The sequence below is a fragment of the Citrobacter sp. S39 genome, from assembly GCF_009495675.1.
GTDB classification, from domain to species: Bacteria; Pseudomonadota; Gammaproteobacteria; order Enterobacterales; family Enterobacteriaceae; genus Citrobacter; species Citrobacter freundii.
This window is the reverse complement of sequence record NZ_CP045555.1, coordinates 2636556-2658528: the sequence shown is the minus strand read 5'-3', so window position 1 is coordinate 2658528 and position 21973 is coordinate 2636556. Positions and strand designations below refer to the sequence as shown.

General features: G+C 51.5%; 18 protein-coding genes. 8 read left to right on the top strand and 10 right to left on the bottom strand.

The window, feature by feature from the left end; all coding sequences use genetic code 11:
* The first annotated feature begins 303 nt into the window (after positions 1-303).
* Positions 304-1140 (top strand): S-formylglutathione hydrolase, encoded by an 837-nt coding sequence (gene fghA / locus GFB57_RS12515; protein ID WP_003027413.1) that lies wholly within the window; start codon positions 304-306, stop codon positions 1138-1140.
* A gap of 279 nt (positions 1141-1419) precedes the next feature.
* On the top strand, positions 1420-3405 hold the full coding sequence (locus GFB57_RS12510; RefSeq protein WP_003027416.1) for a ligand-gated channel protein: 1986 nt from the start codon (positions 1420-1422) through the stop codon (positions 3403-3405).
* Between the two features lie 64 nt (positions 3406-3469).
* On the opposite strand, the gene lysP is transcribed toward GFB57_RS12510, so the two are convergent.
* Both lysP and yieE read right to left on the bottom strand, forming a co-directional pair.
* Entirely contained in the window at positions 3470-4939 is a 1470-nt protein-coding gene (gene lysP, locus GFB57_RS12505; RefSeq protein WP_003027419.1) for a lysine-specific permease, read from the bottom strand.
* Positions 4940-5134: 195 nt separating this feature from the next.
* Positions 5135-6016, bottom strand: a complete 882-nt coding sequence (gene yieE / locus GFB57_RS12500) for a DNA-binding transcriptional regulator YeiE (RefSeq protein WP_003027421.1) — start codon at positions 6014-6016, stop codon at positions 5135-5137.
* Positions 6017-6194: 178 nt separating this feature from the next.
* Here yieE and GFB57_RS12495 point away from each other — a divergent pair, with 178 nt between their 5' ends.
* From GFB57_RS12495 to GFB57_RS12485, 3 genes are all read left to right on the top strand, one after another.
* Positions 6195-7244, top strand: a complete 1050-nt coding sequence (locus GFB57_RS12495) for a YeiH family protein (RefSeq protein ID WP_003027424.1) — start codon at positions 6195-6197, stop codon at positions 7242-7244.
* A 71-nt stretch (positions 7245-7315) separates the two neighbouring features.
* A complete protein-coding gene (nfo, locus tag GFB57_RS12490; RefSeq protein WP_003027428.1) occupies positions 7316-8173 on the top strand; it encodes a deoxyribonuclease IV in 858 nt (285 codons plus the stop codon).
* Positions 8174-8175: 2 nt separating this feature from the next.
* Positions 8176-9264 (top strand): sugar kinase, encoded by a 1089-nt coding sequence (locus GFB57_RS12485; RefSeq protein ID WP_003027430.1) that lies wholly within the window; start codon positions 8176-8178, stop codon positions 9262-9264.
* 46 nt (positions 9265-9310) lie between these two features.
* On the opposite strand, the gene GFB57_RS12480 is transcribed toward GFB57_RS12485, so the two are convergent.
* The 4 genes from GFB57_RS12480 to hypT all read right to left on the bottom strand — a co-directional run bounded on the left by GFB57_RS12480 (position 9311) and on the right by hypT (position 13736).
* Positions 9311-10561 (bottom strand): NupC/NupG family nucleoside CNT transporter, encoded by a 1251-nt coding sequence (locus tag GFB57_RS12480; protein ID WP_003027431.1) that lies wholly within the window; start codon positions 10559-10561, stop codon positions 9311-9313.
* 96 nt (positions 10562-10657) lie between these two features.
* Positions 10658-11593: a pseudouridine-5'-phosphate glycosidase gene (locus tag GFB57_RS12475; protein ID WP_290366800.1), complete on the bottom strand. Its 936-nt coding sequence runs from the start codon at positions 11591-11593 to the stop codon at positions 10658-10660.
* Complete coding sequence (locus GFB57_RS12470) at positions 11581-12522, bottom strand: pseudouridine kinase (RefSeq protein ID WP_003027434.1); 942 nt, start codon at positions 12520-12522, stop codon at positions 11581-11583. Before GFB57_RS12470 ends, GFB57_RS12475 begins: the two co-directional genes overlap by 13 nt.
* 302 nt (positions 12523-12824) lie before the next feature.
* Positions 12825-13736 carry a hypochlorite stress DNA-binding transcriptional regulator HypT gene (gene hypT / locus GFB57_RS12465; RefSeq protein WP_003027438.1) on the bottom strand — a complete coding sequence of 304 codons (912 nt, stop codon included), beginning with the start codon at positions 13734-13736 and terminating at the stop codon, positions 12825-12827.
* A gap of 348 nt (positions 13737-14084) precedes the next feature.
* Here hypT and GFB57_RS12460 point away from each other — a divergent pair, with 348 nt between their 5' ends.
* Both GFB57_RS12460 and GFB57_RS12455 read left to right on the top strand, forming a co-directional pair.
* Complete coding sequence (locus GFB57_RS12460; protein ID WP_003027440.1) at positions 14085-14804, top strand: amino acid racemase; 720 nt, start codon at positions 14085-14087, stop codon at positions 14802-14804.
* A gap of 75 nt (positions 14805-14879) precedes the next feature.
* A complete protein-coding gene (locus tag GFB57_RS12455; RefSeq protein WP_003027442.1) occupies positions 14880-16178 on the top strand; it encodes an anaerobic C4-dicarboxylate transporter in 1299 nt (432 codons plus the stop codon).
* Positions 16179-16263: 85 nt separating this feature from the next.
* Here GFB57_RS12455 and fruA read toward each other — a convergent pair whose 3' ends face one another.
* The 3 genes from fruA to fruB are packed head-to-tail and all read right to left on the bottom strand — an operon-like array spanning position 16264 to position 20037.
* A complete protein-coding gene (gene fruA / locus GFB57_RS12450; RefSeq protein ID WP_003840084.1) occupies positions 16264-17952 on the bottom strand; it encodes a PTS fructose transporter subunit IIBC in 1689 nt (562 codons plus the stop codon).
* A gap of 16 nt (positions 17953-17968) precedes the next feature.
* On the bottom strand, positions 17969-18907 hold the full coding sequence (gene fruK / locus GFB57_RS12445) for a 1-phosphofructokinase (RefSeq protein WP_003027446.1): 939 nt from the start codon (positions 18905-18907) through the stop codon (positions 17969-17971).
* Positions 18907-20037, bottom strand: a complete 1131-nt coding sequence (gene fruB / locus GFB57_RS12440) for a fused PTS fructose transporter subunit IIA/HPr protein (protein WP_003027448.1) — start codon at positions 20035-20037, stop codon at positions 18907-18909. Before fruB ends, fruK begins: the two co-directional genes overlap by 1 nt.
* A 367-nt stretch (positions 20038-20404) precedes the next feature.
* Here fruB and setB point away from each other — a divergent pair, with 367 nt between their 5' ends.
* Positions 20405-21586, top strand: a complete 1182-nt coding sequence (gene setB, locus GFB57_RS12435) for a sugar efflux transporter SetB (RefSeq protein WP_003027450.1) — start codon at positions 20405-20407, stop codon at positions 21584-21586.
* On the opposite strand, the gene GFB57_RS12430 is transcribed toward setB, so the two are convergent.
* Entirely contained in the window at positions 21583-21837 is a 255-nt protein-coding gene (locus GFB57_RS12430) for a YkgJ family cysteine cluster protein (protein WP_003027451.1), read from the bottom strand. The genes setB and GFB57_RS12430 overlap by 4 nt on opposite strands.
* Positions 21838-21973: the final 136 nt, after the last annotated feature.

The following is a 21973-nucleotide window of genomic DNA, read 5'->3' as shown; positions in this document are numbered from 1 at the left end:
GGGGCGCCTCTGCCCTGCATGGGGCAAAGTTTTTAGGCTGTATCACAGCCAGAACATTGTGCGTGAGGCGGCGCACATAATCCAGTATTCACCGCGATAATTATTGAAATTGGCACAGCCTTTCAGCTGTAGCAACTTCACTTTCTGTTCAGCCCGGTGACGTCGAGTGTTAATGTAAAGTTATATAGATGATGAAGTATGTTTGCTCAATGCGGAAGTGAAAGTTACTCACAGTGCAATGAATAATCTGTATTATGGTGAGTTCGCAAACACATACAGGTTCAACACAACAAGGAGCCACGCATGGAAATGCTTGAAGAGCACCGCTGTTTTGAAGGCTGGCAGCAACGCTGGCGTCACGACTCCGCCACGTTAAATTGCGCCATGACCTTCAGTATTTATCTTCCACCACCCCGCGATAACGCCCCGCCTCCGGTGCTGTACTGGCTGTCGGGCCTGACCTGCAATGATGAAAACTTCACCACCAAAGCCGGCGCACAGCGCATCGCGGCTGAGCTCGGTATTGTTCTGGTGATGCCAGACACCAGCCCGCGCGGCGAGCAGGTTGCCAACGATGATGGTTACGATTTAGGCCAGGGCGCGGGATTTTACCTCAATGCCACTCAGCAGCCATGGGCAACGCATTTTCGTATGTATGACTATCTGCGTGATGAGCTTCCGGCACTGATTCATTCGCAGTTTAACGTCAGCGATCGCTGCGCCATCAGCGGGCACTCTATGGGGGGTCACGGCGCATTGATTATGGCGCTGAAAAATCCCGGGAAATACACCAGCGTTTCAGCCTTTGCGCCGATCGTAAACCCTTGTCGCGTTCCGTGGGGCGAGAAGGCTTTTAGCGCTTATCTGGGTGAAGATAAAACACAATGGACTGAGTGGGATAGCTGCGCGTTAATGCTGGCCAGTAAGCCCACAGACGCGATTCCGACGCTAATTGATCAAGGAGACAGCGATCAGTTTCTTGCCGATCAGTTGCAGCCAGCAGTGCTGGCCGAAATAGCCCGTCAGACCGCATGGCCAATGACGCTACGCATCCAGCCAGGTTACGACCACAGCTATTACTTTATTGCGTCGTTTATTGAGGATCACCTGCGCTTCCACGCCCAGTATTTGCTGAAGTAATTTCTGAGTTGAGGGCGTAAGCCCTCTTCATTTCTCCATCATTCCTTCACTTTTTCTCCTTTTTTCTTCCTTCACTATCTTATTGATTAAAAAAGTATTTCACTCCAAATCACATCAAACACAAATGATTTCTATTATCATTTGTGTTTACAAATATTCATACTTTTGTACAATCCTCCCGCTTCTTTACTGAAAAGAGTCCTTAAAAGACAAATACATACAATTGTCATGGCCTTTCACATGACGCGCAGTTTGATTCATTTAAATGGAATGATACAAATGACTATACCTCACGTTAAGGCTGTAGCTGCCGCAGTATGCGTCGCCAGTCTCCCATCACTCGGCCATGCCGCTGAACAAGATACCGTGGTAGTTACCGCTACCGGCTTTGAGCAGAAAATTCAGGATGCCCCGGCTTCGATATCTGTTATTACCAAGCAGCAGATTGAGGACAAAGCCTATCGCGATGTCACCGATGCGCTAAAAGATGTCCCTGGCGTCGTCGTCACCGGCGGGGGGAGCAGCAGCGATATCAGTATTCGCGGTATGGCTTCGCAATACACGCTCTTCCTGGTCAACGGTAAACGCATCAGCACCCGCGGCACACGTCCTAATAGCGACAACTCAGGTATTGAACAAGGTTGGCTGCCGCCGCTTGAATCCATCGAGCGTATCGAAGTCATCCGTGGCCCGATGTCATCCCTGTACGGCTCCGACGCGATGGGCGGTGTCATTAACGTCATCACCAAGAAAGTGTCGAATACCAAAGCCTGGACCGGTTCTCTGCACGGCGATGCCACTTTCCAGGAAGACAGAGACTCCGGTGATATTTACCAGACCAACGCCTATGCGTCTGGGCCACTGATTGACGGATTACTTGGCGCGAAGGTGACCGGGTTATTCTCCCATCGGGCGGAAGATAAAATCCTCAATGGCTACAATGAACAGCGTATGCGTAACGGGGGCTTAACCCTGAACTTTACGCCAGACGATAAAAACGATATCGATTTCGATTACGCACGTGAATTGCAGGATCGCGACAGTACCCCAGGCAAATCTATGGCTGAGGAAAACTGTCGTAACGGAAGCTGTAAGCCGAACAGCAAAAGCGAAAGCAAGTATGTGCACACCACATATTCACTAACCCACAGCGGTTATTACGACGACTTCAACTCCACCAGCTATGTCCAGCAGGAAGAGAGCGAAAACCCGGGTCGCCAGATGAAGTCCTACAACACGATTTTCAATAACCAGAATCAGGTATTCCTTGGAGCGCATACCCTGACGCTAGGCGGGCAATACCGTTATGAAAAACTGCGCGATAACGGCAACCAGCTGCAAGCGGCTGATGGGCTGAACAAACTGACCCGCTGGAGCTGGGCGTTGTTTGCTGAAGATGAATGGGCCGTTACCGATACCTTTACGCTGACCGGCGGTCTGCGTATGGATAAGGATGAAAACTACGGTGACAACTGGACGCCACGCGGCTATGGCGTATGGCATCTGAGCGATCAATGGACCTTAAAAGGCGGCGTTTCAGCGGGCTACCGTGCGCCAGACCTGCGCCAGTCATCAGCAAACTGGGGACAGGTCACCGGCGGCGGTCGTCTGAACGGAATCATTGTCGGCAACCCGGACCTGAAGCCGGAGAAAAGCCTCAGCGAAGAAATCGGCTTACTGTGGGATAACGGCGATAACCTCAACGCGGGCGTCACCCTGTTCAATACCGACTTCAAGAACAAAATCACTGAAGTGCGCCGTTGTAACAGCAGTTCCGATCCGGCCTGCACCATCGGCAATACCCATTATGACTTCGTCAGCGATCGCGTTAACGTCGATAAAGCCAATATGCGTGGCGTAGAATCCACCTTCGGCTGGAAAATAACCTCTGACGTCAACTGGACTGCGAACTACACCTACACGGAATCTGAGCAGAAAAGCGGTCAGTTCTCCGGCCAGCCGTTGAACAAAATGCCGAAGCATATGTTTAACACGACGCTGGACTGGCAGGCCACGCAAGATCTCGGTTTCTGGAGCCGCCTGAATCTGCGTGGAAAAACGTCTGAATACCTGAGCCGTACTTCCATGGCACAGGGTACGCCGTCCTATACGCAGGTCGATGTGGGTTTACGTTACTATGCCACCAAGGATCTATTGATGACCGCTGGCGTGTATAACGTGCTGGATAAGCAAATCGATTACGATACCTACGACACCGTTCTCGATGGTCGTCGTTACACGGTTGGCATGACATACAGCTTCTAAGTCTGACGCAATAAAAAACCCCGGCACTCATCATGCCGGGGTTTTTGTTATGCTTTTTATACTGTTATTTCTTCACGCGACCCGGGAATTTCATTTCGCTGTAGCGAACAAAATGAGTTCCTTTGGTCAGCTTATAGCCAAACCAGATAATCAGGAACAGCGGGATACCAATATAGGTAGCCATCACGCCGCCCCAGTCAATGCTGTCTTTCAGGAACGCTTCGTAGTTCTGGCCGAGAGTGATAATCAGGCACAGCACAAAGGCGAAGATCGGACCCAGCGGGAAGAAGCCAGAACGGTACGGCAGATCCTTCACATCGTGGCCCTGCAGCACATAACCGCGACGGAAGCGATAGTGGCTAATGGCGATCCCCAGCCAGGCGATAAAGCCCGTCATCCCGGAAGTATTCAGCAGCCACAGGTATACGGTCTGGTTGCCAAACATCGAGGTCAGGAAGCACAGCCCCGCCACCACGGTGGTCGCATACAGCGCGTTACGCGGTACGCCGCCGCGAGACAGTTTGCCGAAAATACGTGGCGCTTTACCGTCACATGCCAGGGTGTAAAGCATACGCGTGGAAGCGTACATCCCGGAGTTACCTGCAGACAGCACCGCCGTCAGGATAACTGCGTTCATCACCGCTGCCGCAGACAGCAGACCCGCATGCTGGAATACCAGCGTGAACGGGCTAACGCTGATGTCTTTCACATCGTTACGCAGCAGGCTTGGATCGGTGTACGGAATAATCAGGCTGATAATCAAAATCGCGAACACATAGAACAGCAGGATTCGCCAGAATACCTGACGTACCGCACGTGGAATGTTCTTTTCAGGATCTTCAGATTCACCTGCCGCGATACCGATAAGCTCCGTCCCCTGGAAGGAGAAGCCGACGATCATCGCCACACCAATCATCGCAGCAAAACCACCAGCAAACGGTGCATCACCGGTCGTCCAGTTGCTCCAGCCCACCGGCTGAGCGCCTTTGAAGATACCGAAAATCATCATTACGCCAACTACGATGAAGATAATGACGGTGGTAACTTTGATCAGTGAGAACCAATATTCCGCTTCACCAAATCCGCGAACGGAAATGTAGTTCAGCAGGAAGATCACGCCGAGGAACAGCGCACTCCAGATCCAACCCGGCGTGTCCGGGAACCACCAGCTCATCACCAGCTGTGCGGCCACCAGGTCAACGGCAATCGTTACCGCCCAGTTGTACCAGTAGTTCCAGCCCAGCGCGAAGCCAAAGCCTTCTTCTACGTAGTTCTGACCGTAGGTGGAAAACGAGCCAGAAACCGGCATATAGGCCGCCAGTTCACCGAGGCTGGTCATCAGGAAATACACCATCAGACCGATCAGAATATAAGAGAACAACGCGCCGCCAGGACCCGCTGCAGAAATAGTTGCACCAGATGCAACGAAAAGACCTGTACCGATGGAGCCTCCAATGGCAATCATCGTCAGGTGACGCGCCTTCAGTTCACGACGTAGCGTGGGCGCTTCTGTGGTTTTAGTTTCGGAAACCATGTGAAAATGCTATCCATCCAAAAAATGAGGCGCGATTGTAGCAGACGAAACGGCATTCTTCCGGCACAAATGCGCTGTTATAAGAGACCTTCATGACTGGCCGCGGATTATAAGTAAAGCAGAAAATAGAGGGTGCAAGGCGGTTAAAACGTAACCGCCATTATGCAAAAAGGAGTCATTACGACAGTGAACGTCCTATTCCCCCTGCTCTACCTGGTCGCTGTAGCGCAAAAAGCGCGTAATGGCATTGGAGATATGTTTTTGTCGATGATGAACACGCCACAGCGTGCGGACCAAACGCGGAAGCGGCACAGGAACTTCGCTCAGCGTTCCCGCCTGTAACTGCTCGGCAATGACCCGCCGTGACAAACAGCTGATCCCGAGGCCATGGCGCACCGCATGCTTAATGGCCTCGGAGTTACCCAACTCCATTGCCATCTGAAATCTCGGCAAATGAGACAACAGCAGGTAATCCACCAGTTCACGCGTACCCGATCCTCGTTCACGCAGGATCCACGGCGAAGCAGCCAGTTGTTCCAGCGTAACGGGTCCCTTTGTAAGCGGTGACGACGGTGCGGCGAACACCACCAGCTCGTCTTCCAGCCACGGTTCAGAGATAATTTCCGTACTGTGACACGGCCCTTCAATCAGCCCGATGTCTACCCGGAAATCCAGCACCGCATTGATCACGTCCTGGCTGTTGCCCACGCTAAGCTCCAGCGGCAAATCAGGGAAATCATGCCGATAGCGGGCGATCATGGCAGGGAGAATATAGTTGCCAATGGTGCTACTGGCATAAACCCGGATAGCGCCATTATCTTCGCGGAAAAGCTGTTCGATTTCGGTGGTTTGCTCGAGTAGCGCCAGCGCCCGTGGGTAGAGCAAGCGCCCGTGTTCGTTGACCACCAGTCGTTTACCAACACGGTCAAACAGTTGCACGCCGAGTTGCCCTTCCAGATCGGTAAGTGCCGCACTCACCGCCGACTGCGACAATGCCAGCATGACAGACGCCTGGGTCGTTGAGCCGCTTTTTAATACCTCAGCAAACACTTCAAGTTGTCGCAGGGTGATATGCATAGTCGTTTTCCACCGGATAACCGTTACTTATACCCTAAATAATTCGAGTTGCAGCCAGCGTACATGCAACCTGAAGTATGACGGGTATACCACTTATATAGATTAATTATAAATATATAATCAATTTTATTTTTAAACCACTTCGCCGTACTCTTTTACCCAGATAAAGGAGAAGGATATGACAGAACTCACCTTGCAGACTCATCGTCGTACAGCGTGGCATTTTATTCCGGGGCTCGCCCTGAGTGCAGTTATCACTGGGGTCGCCTTATGGGGTGGATCCATTCCCGCCGTTGCAGGTGCCGGGTTCAGCGCCCTCACCTTAGCAATCTTACTGGGGATGGTTCTCGGCAACACCGTCTATCCGCACATCTGGAAAAGCTGTGACGGCGGTGTGCTGTTTGCTAAACAACATTTATTACGTCTGGGGATCATCCTCTACGGCTTCCGCCTCACCTTCGCGCAAATTGCTGACGTCGGCGTCAGCGGTATCGTGATTGATGTGTTAACGCTAAGCAGTACCTTTATGATTGCCTGTTTCCTGGGGCAAAAAGTGTTTGGTCTGGACCGCCACACCAGTTGGCTGATTGGCGCGGGGAGCAGCATTTGTGGTGCCGCCGCCGTGTTGGCAACCGAGCCGGTAGTGAAGGCGGAAGCCAGTAAGGTAACCGTCGCTGTCGCCACCGTAGTGATCTTCGGTACCATCGCTATCTTCCTGTATCCGGCAATGTATCCGCTGCTGGCACACTGGTTTAGCCCGGAAACCTACGGCATTTACATTGGTTCCACCATGCATGAAGTGGCACAGGTAGTGGCTGCCGGGCACGCCATTAACCCGGATGCGGAAAATGCCGCAGTTATTGCCAAAATGCTGCGTGTCATGATGCTGGCACCGTTCCTTATCCTGTTGGCCGCTCGCGTTAAACAGCTGTCTCCGGCCTCCGGTGGTGAGAAGAGCAAAATCACCATTCCGTGGTTTGCCATCCTGTTCATTGTGGTCGCGATTTTTAACTCGTTCCACTTTCTGCCGCAGTCGGTAGTGAACATGCTGGTAACACTGGATACCATTTTGCTGGCAATGGCGATGGCCGCATTGGGGCTGACCACTCACGTTAGCGCCCTGAAAAAAGCCGGTGCTAAACCGTTACTGATGGCCTTGCTGCTGTTTGTCTGGCTGATTGTGGGCGGTGGTGCGATTAACCTCGCTATCCACGCGCTGATGGCATAAACGAGCACGACTCACCTCCATTAACCCGCTATACTTCCTCCTTTTGCATTTGAGTATGGCGGGTTTAATTTATGAAATACATCGGAGCGCACGTAAGCGCCGCTGGCGGTCTGGCTAACGCCGCTATTCGAGCCGCAGAAATCGAAGCGACCGCATTCGCCCTGTTCACCAAGAATCAGCGTCAGTGGCGTGCCGCGCCGCTGACCACCGAAATCATTGATGATTTCAAATCTGCCTGCGAGAAGTATCACTATACTTCCGCACAAATCCTGCCTCACGACAGCTACCTGATTAACCTCGGTCACCCGGTCAGCGATGCGCTGGAAAAATCGCGTGATGCGTTTCTTGATGAAATGCAACGCTGCGAACAGCTTGGCTTATCCCTGCTGAACTTTCACCCAGGCAGCCATTTGATGCAGATTCCGGAAGATGAATGTCTGGCGCGCATTGCGGAATCGATCAATATCGCCCTCGCCCAGACCCAGGGCGTTACGGCGGTCATTGAAAATACCGCCGGACAGGGCAGCAACCTTGGCTTTAAGTTTGAGCACCTGGCCGCCATTATCGACGGCGTAGAAGATAAATCCCGTGTCGGCGTCTGTATTGATACCTGCCACGCCTTCGCGGCCGGTTACGATTTGCGTTCCGTTGAGGAATGTGAAAAGACGTTTGCGGAATTTGAACGAATTGTCGGCTTCAAGTATCTGCGCGGTATGCACCTGAACGACGCCAAGAGCACGTTTGGCAGCCGCGTTGACCGTCACCACAGCTTAGGTGAAGGCAATATTGGCCACGATGCCTTCCGTTGGATCATGCAGGACAATCGTTTTGACGGCATTCCGCTGGTGTTGGAAACCATTAATCCAGATATCTGGGCAGAAGAGATTGCCTGGCTGAAAGCCCAGCAAACTGAAAAAGCGGTGGCCTAATCATGAACGACAGGGAAAAGCAGATCCTTAAGATCTTGCGCCGCAATCCGTTGATTCAGCAGAATGAAATCGCCGATATTTTGCAGATCAGCCGTTCACGCGTCGCTGCGCATATTATGGATTTAATGCGTAAAGGCATGATCAAAGGTAAAGGTTATATCCTTACCGAACAGGATTATTGCGTGGTTGTCGGTGCTATCAACATGGATATCCGGGGTGTTGCAGACATCCATTATCCGCAGGCAGCCTCTAACCCTGGCAGCATTCATTGCTCAGCAGGCGGTGTAGGACGTAACATCGCCCACAACCTGGCGCTGTTGGGCCGCGACGTACATTTAATTTCCGCTGTTGGCAGTGACTTCTATGGCGAAACATTGCTGGAACAAACGCGTCAGGCTGGGGTTAACGTTTCCAGCTGCATTCGTCTGCATGGACACAACACCTCAACCTACCTGTCGATCGCTAATCAACAGGAAGAGACCGTACTGGCCATTAACGATACCCATATCCTGCAACAATTGACGCCGCAGTTGCTTAACGGTTCGCGAGATTTGATTCGCCATTCCGGTGTCGTACTGGCCGATTGCAATCTGACCGCCGAAGCCATTGAGTGGGTCTTTACTATTGCCGATGATATTCCGGTATTTATTGACACCGTTTCAGAGTTCAAAGCGGAAAAAATGAAAACCTGGTTTACGCGTATTCATACGCTAAAACCCACGCAGAAAGAGCTGGCGATTTTATGGGGCCAACCTATTCATACTGATGCGGATCGCGTACTGGCCGTCAATAGTCTGCATCAGCAAGGGGTAAAACGCATTTTTGTCTGCCTGGAAGATGAATCCGTTTTTTGCAGCGAAAAGGACGGCGAACAGTTTTTATTGACGCCGCCTGAGCATACGGTGGTAGACAGTTTTGGTGCCGATGACGCTTTTATGGCGGGATTACTGTACAGCTTTCTGGAAGGCAGTGAGTTTCGTGAAAGCGCGCGCTTTGCCATGGCCTGCGCAGCATTATCGCGGGCCAGCGTCAGTATCAACAACCCAACGCTCTCTGCGGATAACGCTCTGTATTTGCTGCAAACAGCTTGAATGTCTGCCGGATAGCGCTACGCTTATCCGGCCTACAAACTTTATTTTATGCCAGTCCGATAAAGAAACCGGCTATTGTGGCGCTCATCAGGTTTGATAGCGTTGCTGCTGCCAGCGCACGCATTCCAAGTTGCGCGATTTCCGGCGCACGCTGTGGCGCAATCGCCGAAAATGCCCCGACCACGACGCCAATCGAACCGAAGTTCGCGAAACCACACAACGCAAACGAGATAATCGCGATGGTCTTCACGTCCAGCGTTCCGCCCGTTTGCAGATACGGCGAGAAGTTGAGATAAGCAACAAATTCGTTGATCGCCAGCTTCTGTCCAATCAGACTACCTGCCAGCGTCGCATCGCTCCAGTCCACGCCCATAATCCACGCCAGCGGGGCTAACGCATAGCCAAAGATCCCTTCCAGAGTGGCGTGGCCAAAACCAAACCAACCGCCAATTCCGCCGATAATGCCGTTAATCAGCGCGATAATGGCGACAAATGCCATTACCACCGTCGCAACGCCTGCGGCGATCTTCAGCCCGGTCATAGCCCCACTGGCCGCCGCTTCGATGATGCTTTTCGGTGGTGTTTCAGTAAATGACAGGTTTTCAAAGGTGACGCGAGATTCTTCCGTTGCCGGACTCAGCATACGCGCGAACAAAATACCGCCAGGGATTGCCATCAATGATGCCGCCAGCAAATAGTCAATCGGGACGCCCATTCCGGCGTAACCAATCATCATTGAGCCAGCAATCGAGGCCATCCCGCTACAAATAGCGGTAAACAGTTCATTACGATTAAGGCGGTCAATAAACGGTTTCACGATTGCCGGGATCTCGTTTTGCCCGAGGAAAATCGTGGTTACTGCGACAAATGACTCGATCTTACTGATGTTCAACGCCTTCTGGAAAATACCGCCGAGGATGCGGATCAATAGCCCCATCACGCCAATGTAATAGAGCAGACTGATGAGTGCGGTCACAAAAATGATGGCCGGGAGCACCCGGAAGGCGAAGATAAACCCTGCCCCGTCAAACAGCACATCCATTTTTGGCCCAACCAGGGAGCCGAAGATAAATGCGCTACCCGCGTCACTATATGACATCACCTTGTGGACGCCGAGCGCGGCCTGTTCAACCAGCCATTTTCCCGGCGGGAAATAGAGCATAATACCGCCGATGGCAATTTGCAGTACCAGCGCAGCCCCAACGGTGCGCAGACTAATACGTTTTTTATTTACTGACAGCAGAAACGCGATGGCCAGTAATACCACCATACCCACAACACTTCTCATTATATCCATAATGAAATTCCCTTCATGCCAGGAAACCCGGCGTTATCGCCAGGTTTTGGTAGGTTTGATATTCGCGGGCGACCGCATTCTGCCCGGGAAATTCTGTCAGGCGAGGCGTTGATACTCCTTCGCAATTTCACAGGCCAGCACTGCGTTGTTGAACACCAGTTGAATATTTGATTTCAGGCTGTCGCCACCGGTCAGCTCCGCAACTCGCGCCAGCAGGAACGGCGTACTTTCTTTACCCACGACGCCCTGCTCTTCCGCTTCTTTTACCGCCCGATCTATTGCCGCATTAATTTTCTCTTCTGCCATGGCAAACTGCTCCGGGATTGGATTAGCGACAACCAGGCCTCCATTAAGACCCGTTTGCCATTTCACCGCCATCGCGCGGGCAATCTCTTTAGCGCTGTCCAGACGGATACTGACTTCAAACGGACTGGTACGACAGAAAAATGCCGGTAACGCTTGGGTTCGATATCCAATTAACGGCACGCCAAAGGTTTCTAAATATTCAGTCGTTAAGCCAAGATCCAGAATAGATTTAGCACCAGCACAAATTACCGTGACATTGGTATGTGTCAGTTCCTGCAGATCCGCGGAAATATCAAACGTATGTTCAGCACCACGATGAACGCCACCAATTCCCCCGGTCGCAAATACTTTAATTCCAGCCAGCGCGGCAATAATCATCGTAGAGGCAACGGTGGTGGCACCATTTTTCCCTGCCGCGACCACAAATGGCAAATCACGACGACTTACTTTCGTAACGCTATGTCCTTCTCGTCCAAGCAATTCAATTTCATCTTTACTTAAACCTACTTTCATTATTCCGCCGATAATGGCGATGGTCGCAGGAACAGCGCCGTGCTTACGAATAGTCTCTTCTACTTCAATCGCTGTCTGAGCATTCTGCGGAAATGGCATTCCATGAGAAATAATGGTTGATTCAAGCGCAACAATCGGTTTTTTACTGTTTAATGCTTCCTGGACTTCTGGTGATATTTGTAATAATTCAGAGGAAAGAGTTAATTCAGACATTCTGTGTTCTCCACTATTGAGCTAACATTCGCAACAGACAAATCAGGGTTATTGGTATATTCACAGGCTAATGCCATTGATGAACACCCCTGCGCAAATCGAACCGAATCAATAAAGGGCATGCCGTCTACCCAGCAGGCGGCCAGTCCAGCCATCATCGCATCACCAGCCCCTGTGACATTAATGACGCGAGTTTTAATGGGGAGCGACCAACCACAACTCCCCGCAATATCACTGTAATAAACGCCGTCGCCGCCCATGCTGAGCACCAGCCGGTTTAAGCCGCGATCATGAAACCACGCGGCGACTTTGCTAACGTCATCACGCCCAGAAAGCGCAATACCGCTGAGCGTTTCGGCTTCAAGGCGGTTTGGTTTGAGGGTGTGAATTTTTGCAAAGCGGCCGCGAATTTTTACGCACTTCCAGGCCGACACCGGGTCAACAAACACCGGAACATCTCCGGCGTTTTCCAGTACCCATGCCAGAGCGTCTTCGCTGATATTGCAATCGGCGATAATGACTTTTGCCTGCCTAATAAAATCAAAATGCTGTGATAAAAATTCTGCTGAAATATGCTCGGTGATACTCATATCATTAATAGCCACCAGCATTTCACCAGTATTATCAAGCAGCGATAAATAACTGGATGTATTCTCTCCGGAAACGATAAGACACTTGTCGACATGTACTCCTGATTGATTGGTTTGTGCCAATAATGATTGACCATAAAAATCGTTACCAACCGCTGTTAGCAACCAAGAATTTTTACCCAGCAGCGCGAGATTATGTGCGATATTGCGTCCAACGCCACCGGGAGTGAATTTTATCTTACCTGGATTCGAATCCGCATAATTTAGAGAAGCATGCGAATACCCAGCAACATCCATATTGGCCGAGCCAATCGTTACGATGTATTCCTTTTCACGCATAGCACGTCCCCTGGCAATTAATTTTCCACAAATGAGTTCGTTAAAAATAACCAACGCCACACATCATGTTATTAGAGCATATGTTCACTATCAAACATGTGTTCATAGTAGGCGTGTTTTTGACAAAGTAAATCCATCCACAAGCTATAAAGTCGATAGATATGAACAGAATCACAATTTTTTATAGATACAGTTTGTCAGGGAGAGAGAAAATGAGAGGTAGTACACAAATTGATCAGGTTAAAAAGCATCTTTGGTCATAACCGAAGGTTTTTCAGACGCGCCAGGCGAACTGGCGCGTATCAACTAAGCGAAACCAGATCCTCTGGCATATGGTTGTACAAAATCCGCCAGAAGTGCTCAGCCGTTTTATTCAGGCGGGTATCCATTCTATAAATATAGGCCTGAATAGGCACCATCAACTCCGGCGTGTCCAGACAAACCAGGCGTTTATCCCGTAGTTCGTTCACAATCGTCCACGCTGGCAGCCAGGCAATACCATGCCCATCCAATGCCATATTCTTCAATAGCTCACTCATCGAAGACATAAACAGCGTACGCGCCGAAATACTACCCACCTCCGCCAGGTGACGGTTAACCAATCTTCCCATGTAGGATGTGCTGGTATAGTTCAGTATCGGCACCTGCGGCTGATAGATATCAAACAATGCCTGACCCTGTGCATCCGCAGCACAGACGGGATACAGCTCAGACTCAAACACCTTCAAGCCGCAGAAAGGTGACTGCATTAAGTCTTCATCGCGAAAGGAGATAATGAAATCACTTTTCCCCTCGCGCAGCGTGTTCACTGCCTGGACTACGTCAATCGCTTCGACGTGGTACACAAACTCCTCGCCCCATGCCGACATTGAATGTACTAATCTGGGCAACATCGTCAGCGACAGAGAATGCGCTGCCGCTATTTTGATATTGGGAACGCCAAGCAGGTTGTGACCACTAAGCTCATCTAAGTTACATTCCAGCTGTTGCAGCAGGCTACGGGTCTGCGAATGGAATAACTTACCCTCCTCCGTCAGCTGCAGTGGACTCGTCGTACGGTCAAACAGCAGCACCCCAACGGCGGATTCGAGCGCCTTGATCCGCCGGCTAAATGCCGGTTGGGATAGGTTGCGCTCCTCAGCTGCCTGGGAAAAATGACGACACGCTTCCAGCGTCAAAAAGTCATATAACCATTTTGTCTCGATATTTTTCATGCCTGTCACGCGGATGTTTAAATATGTCAATTAGTCTTAAGCATCATGCCTGAATATGTCCGGAGATGATATTCAACATCAGCATCTGGTGATTCGTTTTTTGCATAACACCTTCGTTTTGACATTAACATGTTTCTTTACCCATCGACCACGACCGCTTATCGCCGCGGAATTTCAGACACCAGCCTGATTACTGGCCTGCTGAGGTGGCAAAAGAAACTGCACCCATGCAGTTTTTGCATTGAACCATACATTATTGCATTTCTCCTCACGACACACTGCTGTTAAACATAGACACCAGACACACACCAGCCCTGATATTAAATATCGGTAATAGAGGTATATATCGTGAAAGGTTTAATTGGCGTACTTGGTGGTATGGGACCTGCTGCAACCGTCGATCTTTTTAATAAATTCGTCACCTTTACCGCAGCGCAACGCGATCAGGAACATATCCCATTAATTATTTCATCCATCCCTGATATTCCAGATCGAACTGATGCGTTAATGCATCATGGTCATTCCCCACTTCCGGCAATGCGTGATTATATGCATAAACTGGAAGATGCTGGTGCGGAGTGTATTGTGATCCCCTGTAATACTGCCCACTTTTGGTTTAATGAATTAAAAGAGTGCTGTCATACAGAGTTACTCAGTATCGTTGAAACCACCATGAATGAAGTCAAAAACTGCGGAAAATCGCGTATCGGTTTACTTGCTACCAACGCCACCCTTTACATGGGACTCTACCAAAAAGGCATAGAATCTCTTGGCTTAACCTGTGTCAGCCCTGATTCTTCCGGTCAGGAAAAAGTCATGGATAGTATTTATTGCTTAAAAGCCGGCGATCTTAAGCGGGCACAAACGCTGATGAATGAACAGGCTGAAATGCTCTTTTCACGCGGTGCAGAAGTCATTGTACTGGGATGTACTGAAGTCCCCGTCATTCTTGCCAACGCAGTCAAAAACTCACCAGATAAATATATTGACTCAACCGGTTCATTAGTACGCGCCGGTATTAAATGGTACGAAAAGCGAGTTGGCAAACATCATCTTCTGGCGCAATAACAGCCGTCACCAGATTAATAAAGCATTAAACAAACACTTATTTTAATAACAAATTATTCTCTGGCGGAGGCCATTATGGTTTGGTTAGAAATTATCGTCGTGTTGGGTGCAATATTTTTTGGTATCCGCCTCGGCGGAATAGGTATCGGTTTATGCGGCGGGCTGGGGCTGGCTATTTTAACATTGGGATTTGATCTACAAATTGGTTCGCCCCCCGTTGACGTTATTCTCATTATTATGACAGTTGTCGTGGCAGCATCGGCGCTACAGGCCGCCGGAGGTATGGATTATCTGGTTCGCGTAGCCGGTAATTTCATGCGGCGTAATCCTAAATATATCAATATTATTGCACCGATTATCACCTGGTCGATGACCATTATGGCCGGAACAGGGTTCATTGTATTTTCTACCCTACCGGTGATTGCCGAAGTCGCCAAAGAGTCCGGTATCCGCCCTTCTCGTACGCTCGCCGGCTCCGTGGTCGCCTCTCAGGTGGCGATATCCGGTTCGCCGATCAGTGCCGCAATGGCGGCGATGCTGACCATTATGGAAGGCAACGGTGTCACCTTTATCCAGGTTATGGCGGTATGTCTGCCAGCTTCGTTTGTTGCCGCGATGGCCGCCGCTTTTATCGCCTCACGTCAGGGATGCGAGCTACAAGATGATGAAGTCTATCTTGAACGCCTGCAAAAAGGGTTGGTGCGTAAATATGAAGGGCAAAACAGCACTGTACCGGGTGCCAAACTCTCAGTCGCCCTGTTCATGTTGGCAACGGTCGTCATCGTTATTCTTGCCGCCTGCCCACAGCTACGCCCCGGATTTGATGCCGGCAACCCAATGAATACCCGGGATATCATCATTATTTGTATGCTATCTGCCGCTTGCCTGATGGTGATGTTATGCAAAACATCAACCGATGCTATTGTCCTGACCTCCACATTTCGAGCAGGGATGAGTTCACTGGCCGTCATTCTCGGGATTGTTACATTGGGAACGACCTTCATTGATGCCCACTTAGCGGAGATTAAGGATATCGCAGGCGATATTCTACAGGCTTATCCGATGCTGTTGGCGCTGGTGCTGTTTGGTACCTGCGCGCTTCTCTACTCGCAAGGCGCCACAACACCGCTGATTATCCCTCTGGCCGTTGCACTCGACGTACCTACATGGGCGATTCTGGCCTCCTATGTGGCGGTAACCGGGGTGTTTGTTCTACCAACATACCCGACTTCGCTGGCGGCAATGGAGTTCGACACCACAGGGACAACACGCGTGGGCAAGTATGTCTTAAACCATCCGTTTATGCTGCCAGGACTGGGTGGGATCATTGCTGGCGTTGCCTTTGGTTTTATCATAGCGCCAATGATTGCCTGAACCGTTTTACATATCTATCTTCAGGCAGCAGTTAATCGATAAAAAAAGGGGCAGAGAAATCTCTGCCCCTGATGTCAGCATTAAATCATGCCGCTTTTGCCACAACCTCATCTTCCGGGCGCTTCAGCACCGCGTAGGAGAGACCGGCTACCAGCGTACCGGCAATAATGGCCAGCAGGTATCCCAGTACCGGCGTAATTGCACCTGGAATTAACAGGACGAAAAGCCCGCCGTGTGGCGCCATCAGCTTCGCACCCACTGCCATTGAGATAGCACCGGTAATCGCACCACCAACGATACAGCAAGGCAGAACGCGCATCGGGTCACGGGCTGCGAATGGAATAGCCCCTTCGGTGATAAAGCACAGGCCCAGTACCAGCGCTGCTTTGCCGCCTTCCTGCTGAGCTTTGTCGAACTTACGGCGCGCAACCAGCGTTGCTAAACCCAGAGCCAGCGGGGGAACCATACCTGCCGCCATGATGGCCGCCATCGGCGCATAAGTTTGCGTACTCAGCAGACCCACACCGAAAGCATACGCCGCCTTGTTAACCGGACCACCCATATCGGTACACATCATGCCGCCAAGAATCGCTCCAAGCAGCACCGCATTCGCCGTACCCATGGTTTGCAGCCAGTGGGTCAGACCTTCCAGAATGCCAGCCACCGGTTTGCCGATCAGGTAAATCATGGCCAGACCAACCACCAGGCTTGAGAACAGCGGAATGATCAGGATCGGTTTCAGCGCTTCCATACTCTGCGGGAGTTTCAACTTCGTGCTGATAAGCTTCGCCACATAACCGGCAAGGAAACCAGCAATAATCCCGCCAATAAAGCCGGAACCGGTGCTCACCGCCAGCATACCGCCGATAAGACCCGGCGTCAGACCAGGACGGTCAGCGATGGAAAACGCGATATAACCTGCCAGAACCGGCACCATCAGCGCAAAAGCTGAACCACCGCCAATCTGCATCAGCGCCGCCGCCAGCGTACCCTGCTCTTTAAACGCTTCGATACCAAAAGCGAACGAGAGTGCAATACACAGACCGCCAGCAACCACCATCGGCAGCATGTAAGAGACGCCCGTCAGCAGGTGACGATATGCCCCCGCGCTCTCTTTCTTACTTTCGGTTGCTGAAGTCTGCGCTTTACCGGTTGGCTGGTACGGGGTTGCTTCTTCCAGCGCTTTGTCCAGCTCCTGCTTGGTTTTCTTCAACGCAAGACCCGTAGAGGTGCGGTACATCGGTTTGCCGGCAAACTTCGCCAGATCAACTTCAATATCAGCTGCCACAATCACCAGATCCGCCTGAGCCACTTCTTCCGGCGTAATGGCATTGCCTGCGCCAACAGAACCTCGAGTTTCGACCTTCACCCACCAGCCACGTTTTTTCGCTTCTGTTTCAATCGCTTCAGCAGCCATAAACGTATGAGCAACGCCGGTCGGACACGCCGTCACTGCCACCACGCGTTTTGGACCACTGCTGGCGACAGGTGCTGTTGCAACCGGGGCACTGTAAGGTTTTGCATGGCCCTTCGCTTCGCTGAGGAACAGTTCAGGGTGCGCAACCGCACGACCAATGTCGCCCAGCCAGACTTTTTTGCCGTTCAGCGAACTGTCGGCAGGAAGCGTATCGCCCAGAACAATTGCCAGTTCGGCATCATTCGGATTATCAATAATTTCCAGATGTGCTTTCTGTGCCGCCGCTCCAAGCAGGGTTTTCGCCATGTAAGCGCGAGCCTGGCCGAGATTAGCGTCAATAATCAGCAGCGTTTTCATTATGCCTCTCCTGCTGTCAGTTAAACGGTTTTAAGTCGACACGCGCCATCATTGCGGCCAACTGAGGACGATCGGTAATGCCTACATTACTTTGGCTTACTGCCAGGGCGGCAACAGCCGTCGCCAGACGCAGGGTATGTTCACTGGACTCACGCATCAGCAGGCCGTAAATCAGACCGCCAACCATTGAATCACCCGCGCCGACGGTGCTGACCACCTCAACTGACGGCGGTTTAGCAATCCATTCACCTGAAGCGTTAACCCACAGCGCACCTTCCGCGCCGAGTGAAATCACCACGTGAGCAATACCCTGCTCGCGCAGCGCATGCGCCGCATCAATCACATCTTTCATTTCCGGCAGTTTGCGGCCTGCCCAGATTTCCAGCTCACGACGGTTTGGTTTCACCAGCCACGGTGCCGCTTTCAGACCCGCCACCAACGCTTCACGACTACTATCAAAGATAATGCAAGGACACTGACTGCGCAGGCGCGTCATCCAGTCGGTGAAGGCTTCCGGGCTCACGCCGGTCGGCAAACTGCCGCTGACGCACACCATGTCGAACTGGCCCAGCCAGCTCAGCGAGTCATTCACAAAGCGTTCCCAGTCAGCCGGGGTGACTTCAAAGCCGGAGAAATTAAAGTCAGATACTTCACCGTCTTTTTCGGTCAGTTTGACGTTGATACGGGTACGCCCTTGTACAACCTGAAAACGGTTGGCAATACCCAGCTCGCTGAACAACTGCTGAAAACCATCCTGGTTGTCTTTACCCAAGAAGCCGCCCACAGTGACATCGATACCTAAATCCTTCAAAACCTTAGCGACGTTAATTCCTTTCCCTGCCGCGTGCAGACCGGTAGTTTTCACCAGGTTCACTTCACCGCGTTCAATTTCCGGGCAAAAACCCACCAGGTCGTAAGCCGGGTTAAGGGTTATAGTCGCAACACGTCTGCTCATTACGCGCCCTCCCCCAGACCTGCCGCGATGGCTTCGCCAATCGCCTTCAGCGCCTGTTCAGCATCTTCACCCTGGGCGGTAAAGCGCAGGTGATGTCCTTTTTTCACACCTAATGCCACAACTTTCATCAGACTGCGTCCATTCGCCGGTTTGCCGGTTCCATCAAGATTTGTCACGGTAATTTCACTGTTAAATTGTTTAATCGTATTCACCAGCATGGTGCCCGGGCGGGCATGTAAACCATGCTCATTGCGCACAATAAATTCGGCGCTCAGTACATCATCAGTTAAGGCTTCATCGCTGGTCAGCAGCGCCAGCACCGTTGCCGCATCGGCTTTCAACAAACGGTCAGCTTTATTATTCAGCAGCAGATCGCCAAGGCGCTTCAGCACGGCAACCGGTTGATCGTCATTCATGGCGACGGTCACCAGCAGGGCTGCCGCTTCACCTTCTACATCGAATGTTGTTGCTGCACGGCTGACCGCAACAGCGCTACGCACGTTGCCTTCAGCACAGTCATTCAGCCAGATCCCCTGACCGAGATTCATCGGCTGCTCATTGATTGCTCTGGCCACAAAGGTGGCGTCAACCGCACCGACTTCTTTCAGTCGTGCCGCGTTGAGTGCCTGCAGCGTCACCAGCGAGTTGGCCACGACATCCAGCGACAGCGTTTCGTTATCAAGCTTCAGCTGTTCGCTTTGCTTTTCGCCCATCAGCAGCGCACGCAGTTCTTCCGCCGTGGTCGCAGATTTCAGCTGTTCAGCGACGGAGTCATCGCTCAGCACGTGTGTCAGCTGACGCAGTAAACCGAGATGTTCATCAGAGCTTGCGGCGATGCCGATTGCCACATAAGCAACCTGCCCTTCGCCCCAGGTCACGCCCTGCGGAAACTGAAAAACCTGCACACCGGTTTTCAGCACCTGATCGCGCGTGTCCGTCGTACCGTGAGGAATCGCAATACCGTTGCCGAGGAACGTGGACGTCTGTTGTTCGCGCGCCAGCATGCCATCGACGTAGCCTTCCGCGACGTTACCCGCCTGCACTAAGGCAGCGGCAACCTGGCGAATAGCCTCTTCTTTATTCCCGGCCTGTTCGCCCGGGTGAATATCCTGAACAGATAACTGGAACATGGTTCTCCTCTCCCGCTGATTTGAAACGATTCAGCTAACATGAGAAAAAGGCGTCATCTGACTCCATCAGTTATGGCGAGATGACGCTGAAACGTTTCAAGAAGTCTTGCTCTTTTTTCTTCAGCACACAAGTAAAGTTGACAAATTACTTGCTGAATTTAGAGATAACGCACATTTTCTCTGCGAGGGAGAAAAAACTGCTGACGGAAAAACGGCGTCAGCTTGTCAGATTCAGCAACGTCAGCAAACAGCATTCTTTGACTGAAATGCTATTTTGATTTTTGATGCCGATTTTGATTTGGCTCCCTGTTTATTTTCTGACAAGCGGCGTAAACTCCGCGTCTCTTCACATCATTGATATCAAAACATGCATAACACCCCCGTAGCCGCCACACCCAAGGCGTTTGATTTAACGTCTTCGGCGTTCCTGCTTGTCGCATTTCTGACGGGTATCGCCGGTGCGTTGCAGACGCCAACGCTTAGCCTTTTTCTGACGGATGAAGTCCATGCCCGTCCCGGCATGGTCGGGTTCTTTTTTACCGGCAGCGCCGTGATCGGCATTTTGGTGAGTCAGTTTCTGGCCGGGCGCTCGGATAAAAAAGGCGATCGCAAAAACCTGATTGTGTTTTGCTGCGTGCTGGGGATGCTGGCCTGCGTGCTGTTCGCCTGGAACCGTAACTATTTTATTCTGCTGTTTATCGGGGTATTCCTCAGCAGCTTTGGATCGACTGCCAACCCGCAAATGTTCGCTCTCGCCCGTGAACACGCCGACCGCACAGGTCGGGAAGCCGTCATGTTCAGCTCAATATTACGTGCGCAGGTTTCGCTGGCCTGGGTAATTGGCCCACCGCTGGCCTACGCGCTGGCCATGGGGTTCAGCTTTACGGTGATGTATCTCAGCGCAGCGGTGGCGTTTGTTGTCTGCGGCGTAATGGTCTGGTTATTTTTACCTTCGATGAGTAAAAACGTGCCGCTCGCAACAGGCGCAGTTGAGGCCCCACGCCGCAATCGACGCGACACGCTGCTGCTGTTTGTTATCTGCACATTAATGTGGGGCACTAATAGTCTCTATATCATTAATATGCCGCTGTTTATCATCAACGAACTGCATCTGCCGGAAAAACTGGCTGGCATCATGATGGGTACCGCAGCCGGACTGGAAATCCCGACCATGTTGATTGCTGGCTATTTTGCAAAGCGTCTGGGCAAACGTCTGTTGATGAGAATTGCTGTCGTCGCCGGGTTCTTCTTTTATGCCGGTATGCTGCTGGCTCACTCTCCGGCGATATTACTTGGCTTACAGCTGCTGAACGCGATTTACATCGGCATCCTCGGCGGAATTGGCATGCTCTATTTCCAGGATCTGATGCCAGGACAGGCAGGCTCAGCAACGACCCTGTATACGAATACCATTCGCGTGGGCTGGATTATTGCCGGATCGCTGGCGGGGATTGCCGCTGAAATCTGGAACTATCACGCGGTGTTCTGGTTTGCGCTGGTGATGATCGTCGCCACCGTTGTGTGCCTGGCGCGCATCAAGGACGCTTAAGGCGCGGTCAGCGCTTCAAGCTCGATGAGATAAACCATGGCCTGGTGCGTCGTCTGTCCGCACATTTCCGCACTGGGCTGTAAACCGCCGCACACTTTTGGTCGTAGCGGCGAAGCAAAAATTTTGCAACGCAGGGATTCATCCAGCTGAACGCATGGCGTATTAGCAGGTTTGCCATCAGGCATGCCAGGGATGGGACTGGAGATTGAAGGCGCGGTGCAGCATGCACCACAATCCGGACGGCATTCCATACAGTACTCTCTTTATCGTAAACCATCGGATTGTGCGGGAAGCGCACAGTACCACCTTTTTGGCACCAGCAAAAGCATGAATTCCGCTTGCCTGAATGCCCCGGCGCGAGTAGTTTTACGCGATATTTTAAACACT

What these genes read in the sequence shown, in the direction of transcription:
- fghA (WP_003027413.1), top strand. Translation starts at nt 304, where the DNA reads ATGGAAATGCTTGAAGAGCACCGCTGTTTTGAAGGCTGGCAGCAACGC.
- GFB57_RS12510 (WP_003027416.1), top strand. Translation starts at nt 1,420, where the DNA reads ATGACTATACCTCACGTTAAGGCTGTAGCTGCCGCAGTATGCGTCGCC.
- lysP (WP_003027419.1), bottom strand. Translation starts at nt 4,939, where the DNA reads ATGGTTTCCGAAACTAAAACCACAGAAGCGCCCACGCTACGTCGTGAA.
- yieE (WP_003027421.1), bottom strand. Translation starts at nt 6,016, where the DNA reads ATGCATATCACCCTGCGACAACTTGAAGTGTTTGCTGAGGTATTAAAA.
- GFB57_RS12495 (WP_003027424.1), top strand. Translation starts at nt 6,195, where the DNA reads ATGACAGAACTCACCTTGCAGACTCATCGTCGTACAGCGTGGCATTTT.
- nfo (WP_003027428.1), top strand. Translation starts at nt 7,316, where the DNA reads ATGAAATACATCGGAGCGCACGTAAGCGCCGCTGGCGGTCTGGCTAAC.
- GFB57_RS12485 (WP_003027430.1), top strand. Translation starts at nt 8,176, where the DNA reads ATGAACGACAGGGAAAAGCAGATCCTTAAGATCTTGCGCCGCAATCCG.
- GFB57_RS12480 (WP_003027431.1), bottom strand. Translation starts at nt 10,561, where the DNA reads ATGGATATAATGAGAAGTGTTGTGGGTATGGTGGTATTACTGGCCATC.
- GFB57_RS12475 (WP_290366800.1), bottom strand. Translation starts at nt 11,593, where the DNA reads ATGTCTGAATTAACTCTTTCCTCTGAATTATTACAAATATCACCAGAA.
- GFB57_RS12470 (WP_003027434.1), bottom strand. Translation starts at nt 12,522, where the DNA reads ATGCGTGAAAAGGAATACATCGTAACGATTGGCTCGGCCAATATGGAT.
- hypT (WP_003027438.1), bottom strand. Translation starts at nt 13,736, where the DNA reads ATGAAAAATATCGAGACAAAATGGTTATATGACTTTTTGACGCTGGAA.
- GFB57_RS12455 (WP_003027442.1), top strand. Translation starts at nt 14,880, where the DNA reads ATGGTTTGGTTAGAAATTATCGTCGTGTTGGGTGCAATATTTTTTGGT.
- fruA (WP_003840084.1), bottom strand. Translation starts at nt 17,952, where the DNA reads ATGAAAACGCTGCTGATTATTGACGCTAATCTCGGCCAGGCTCGCGCT.
- fruK (WP_003027446.1), bottom strand. Translation starts at nt 18,907, where the DNA reads ATGAGCAGACGTGTTGCGACTATAACCCTTAACCCGGCTTACGACCTG.
- fruB (WP_003027448.1), bottom strand. Translation starts at nt 20,037, where the DNA reads ATGTTCCAGTTATCTGTTCAGGATATTCACCCGGGCGAACAGGCCGGG.
- setB (WP_003027450.1), top strand. Translation starts at nt 20,405, where the DNA reads ATGCATAACACCCCCGTAGCCGCCACACCCAAGGCGTTTGATTTAACG.
- GFB57_RS12430 (WP_003027451.1), bottom strand. Translation starts at nt 21,837, where the DNA reads ATGGAATGCCGTCCGGATTGTGGTGCATGCTGCACCGCGCCTTCAATC.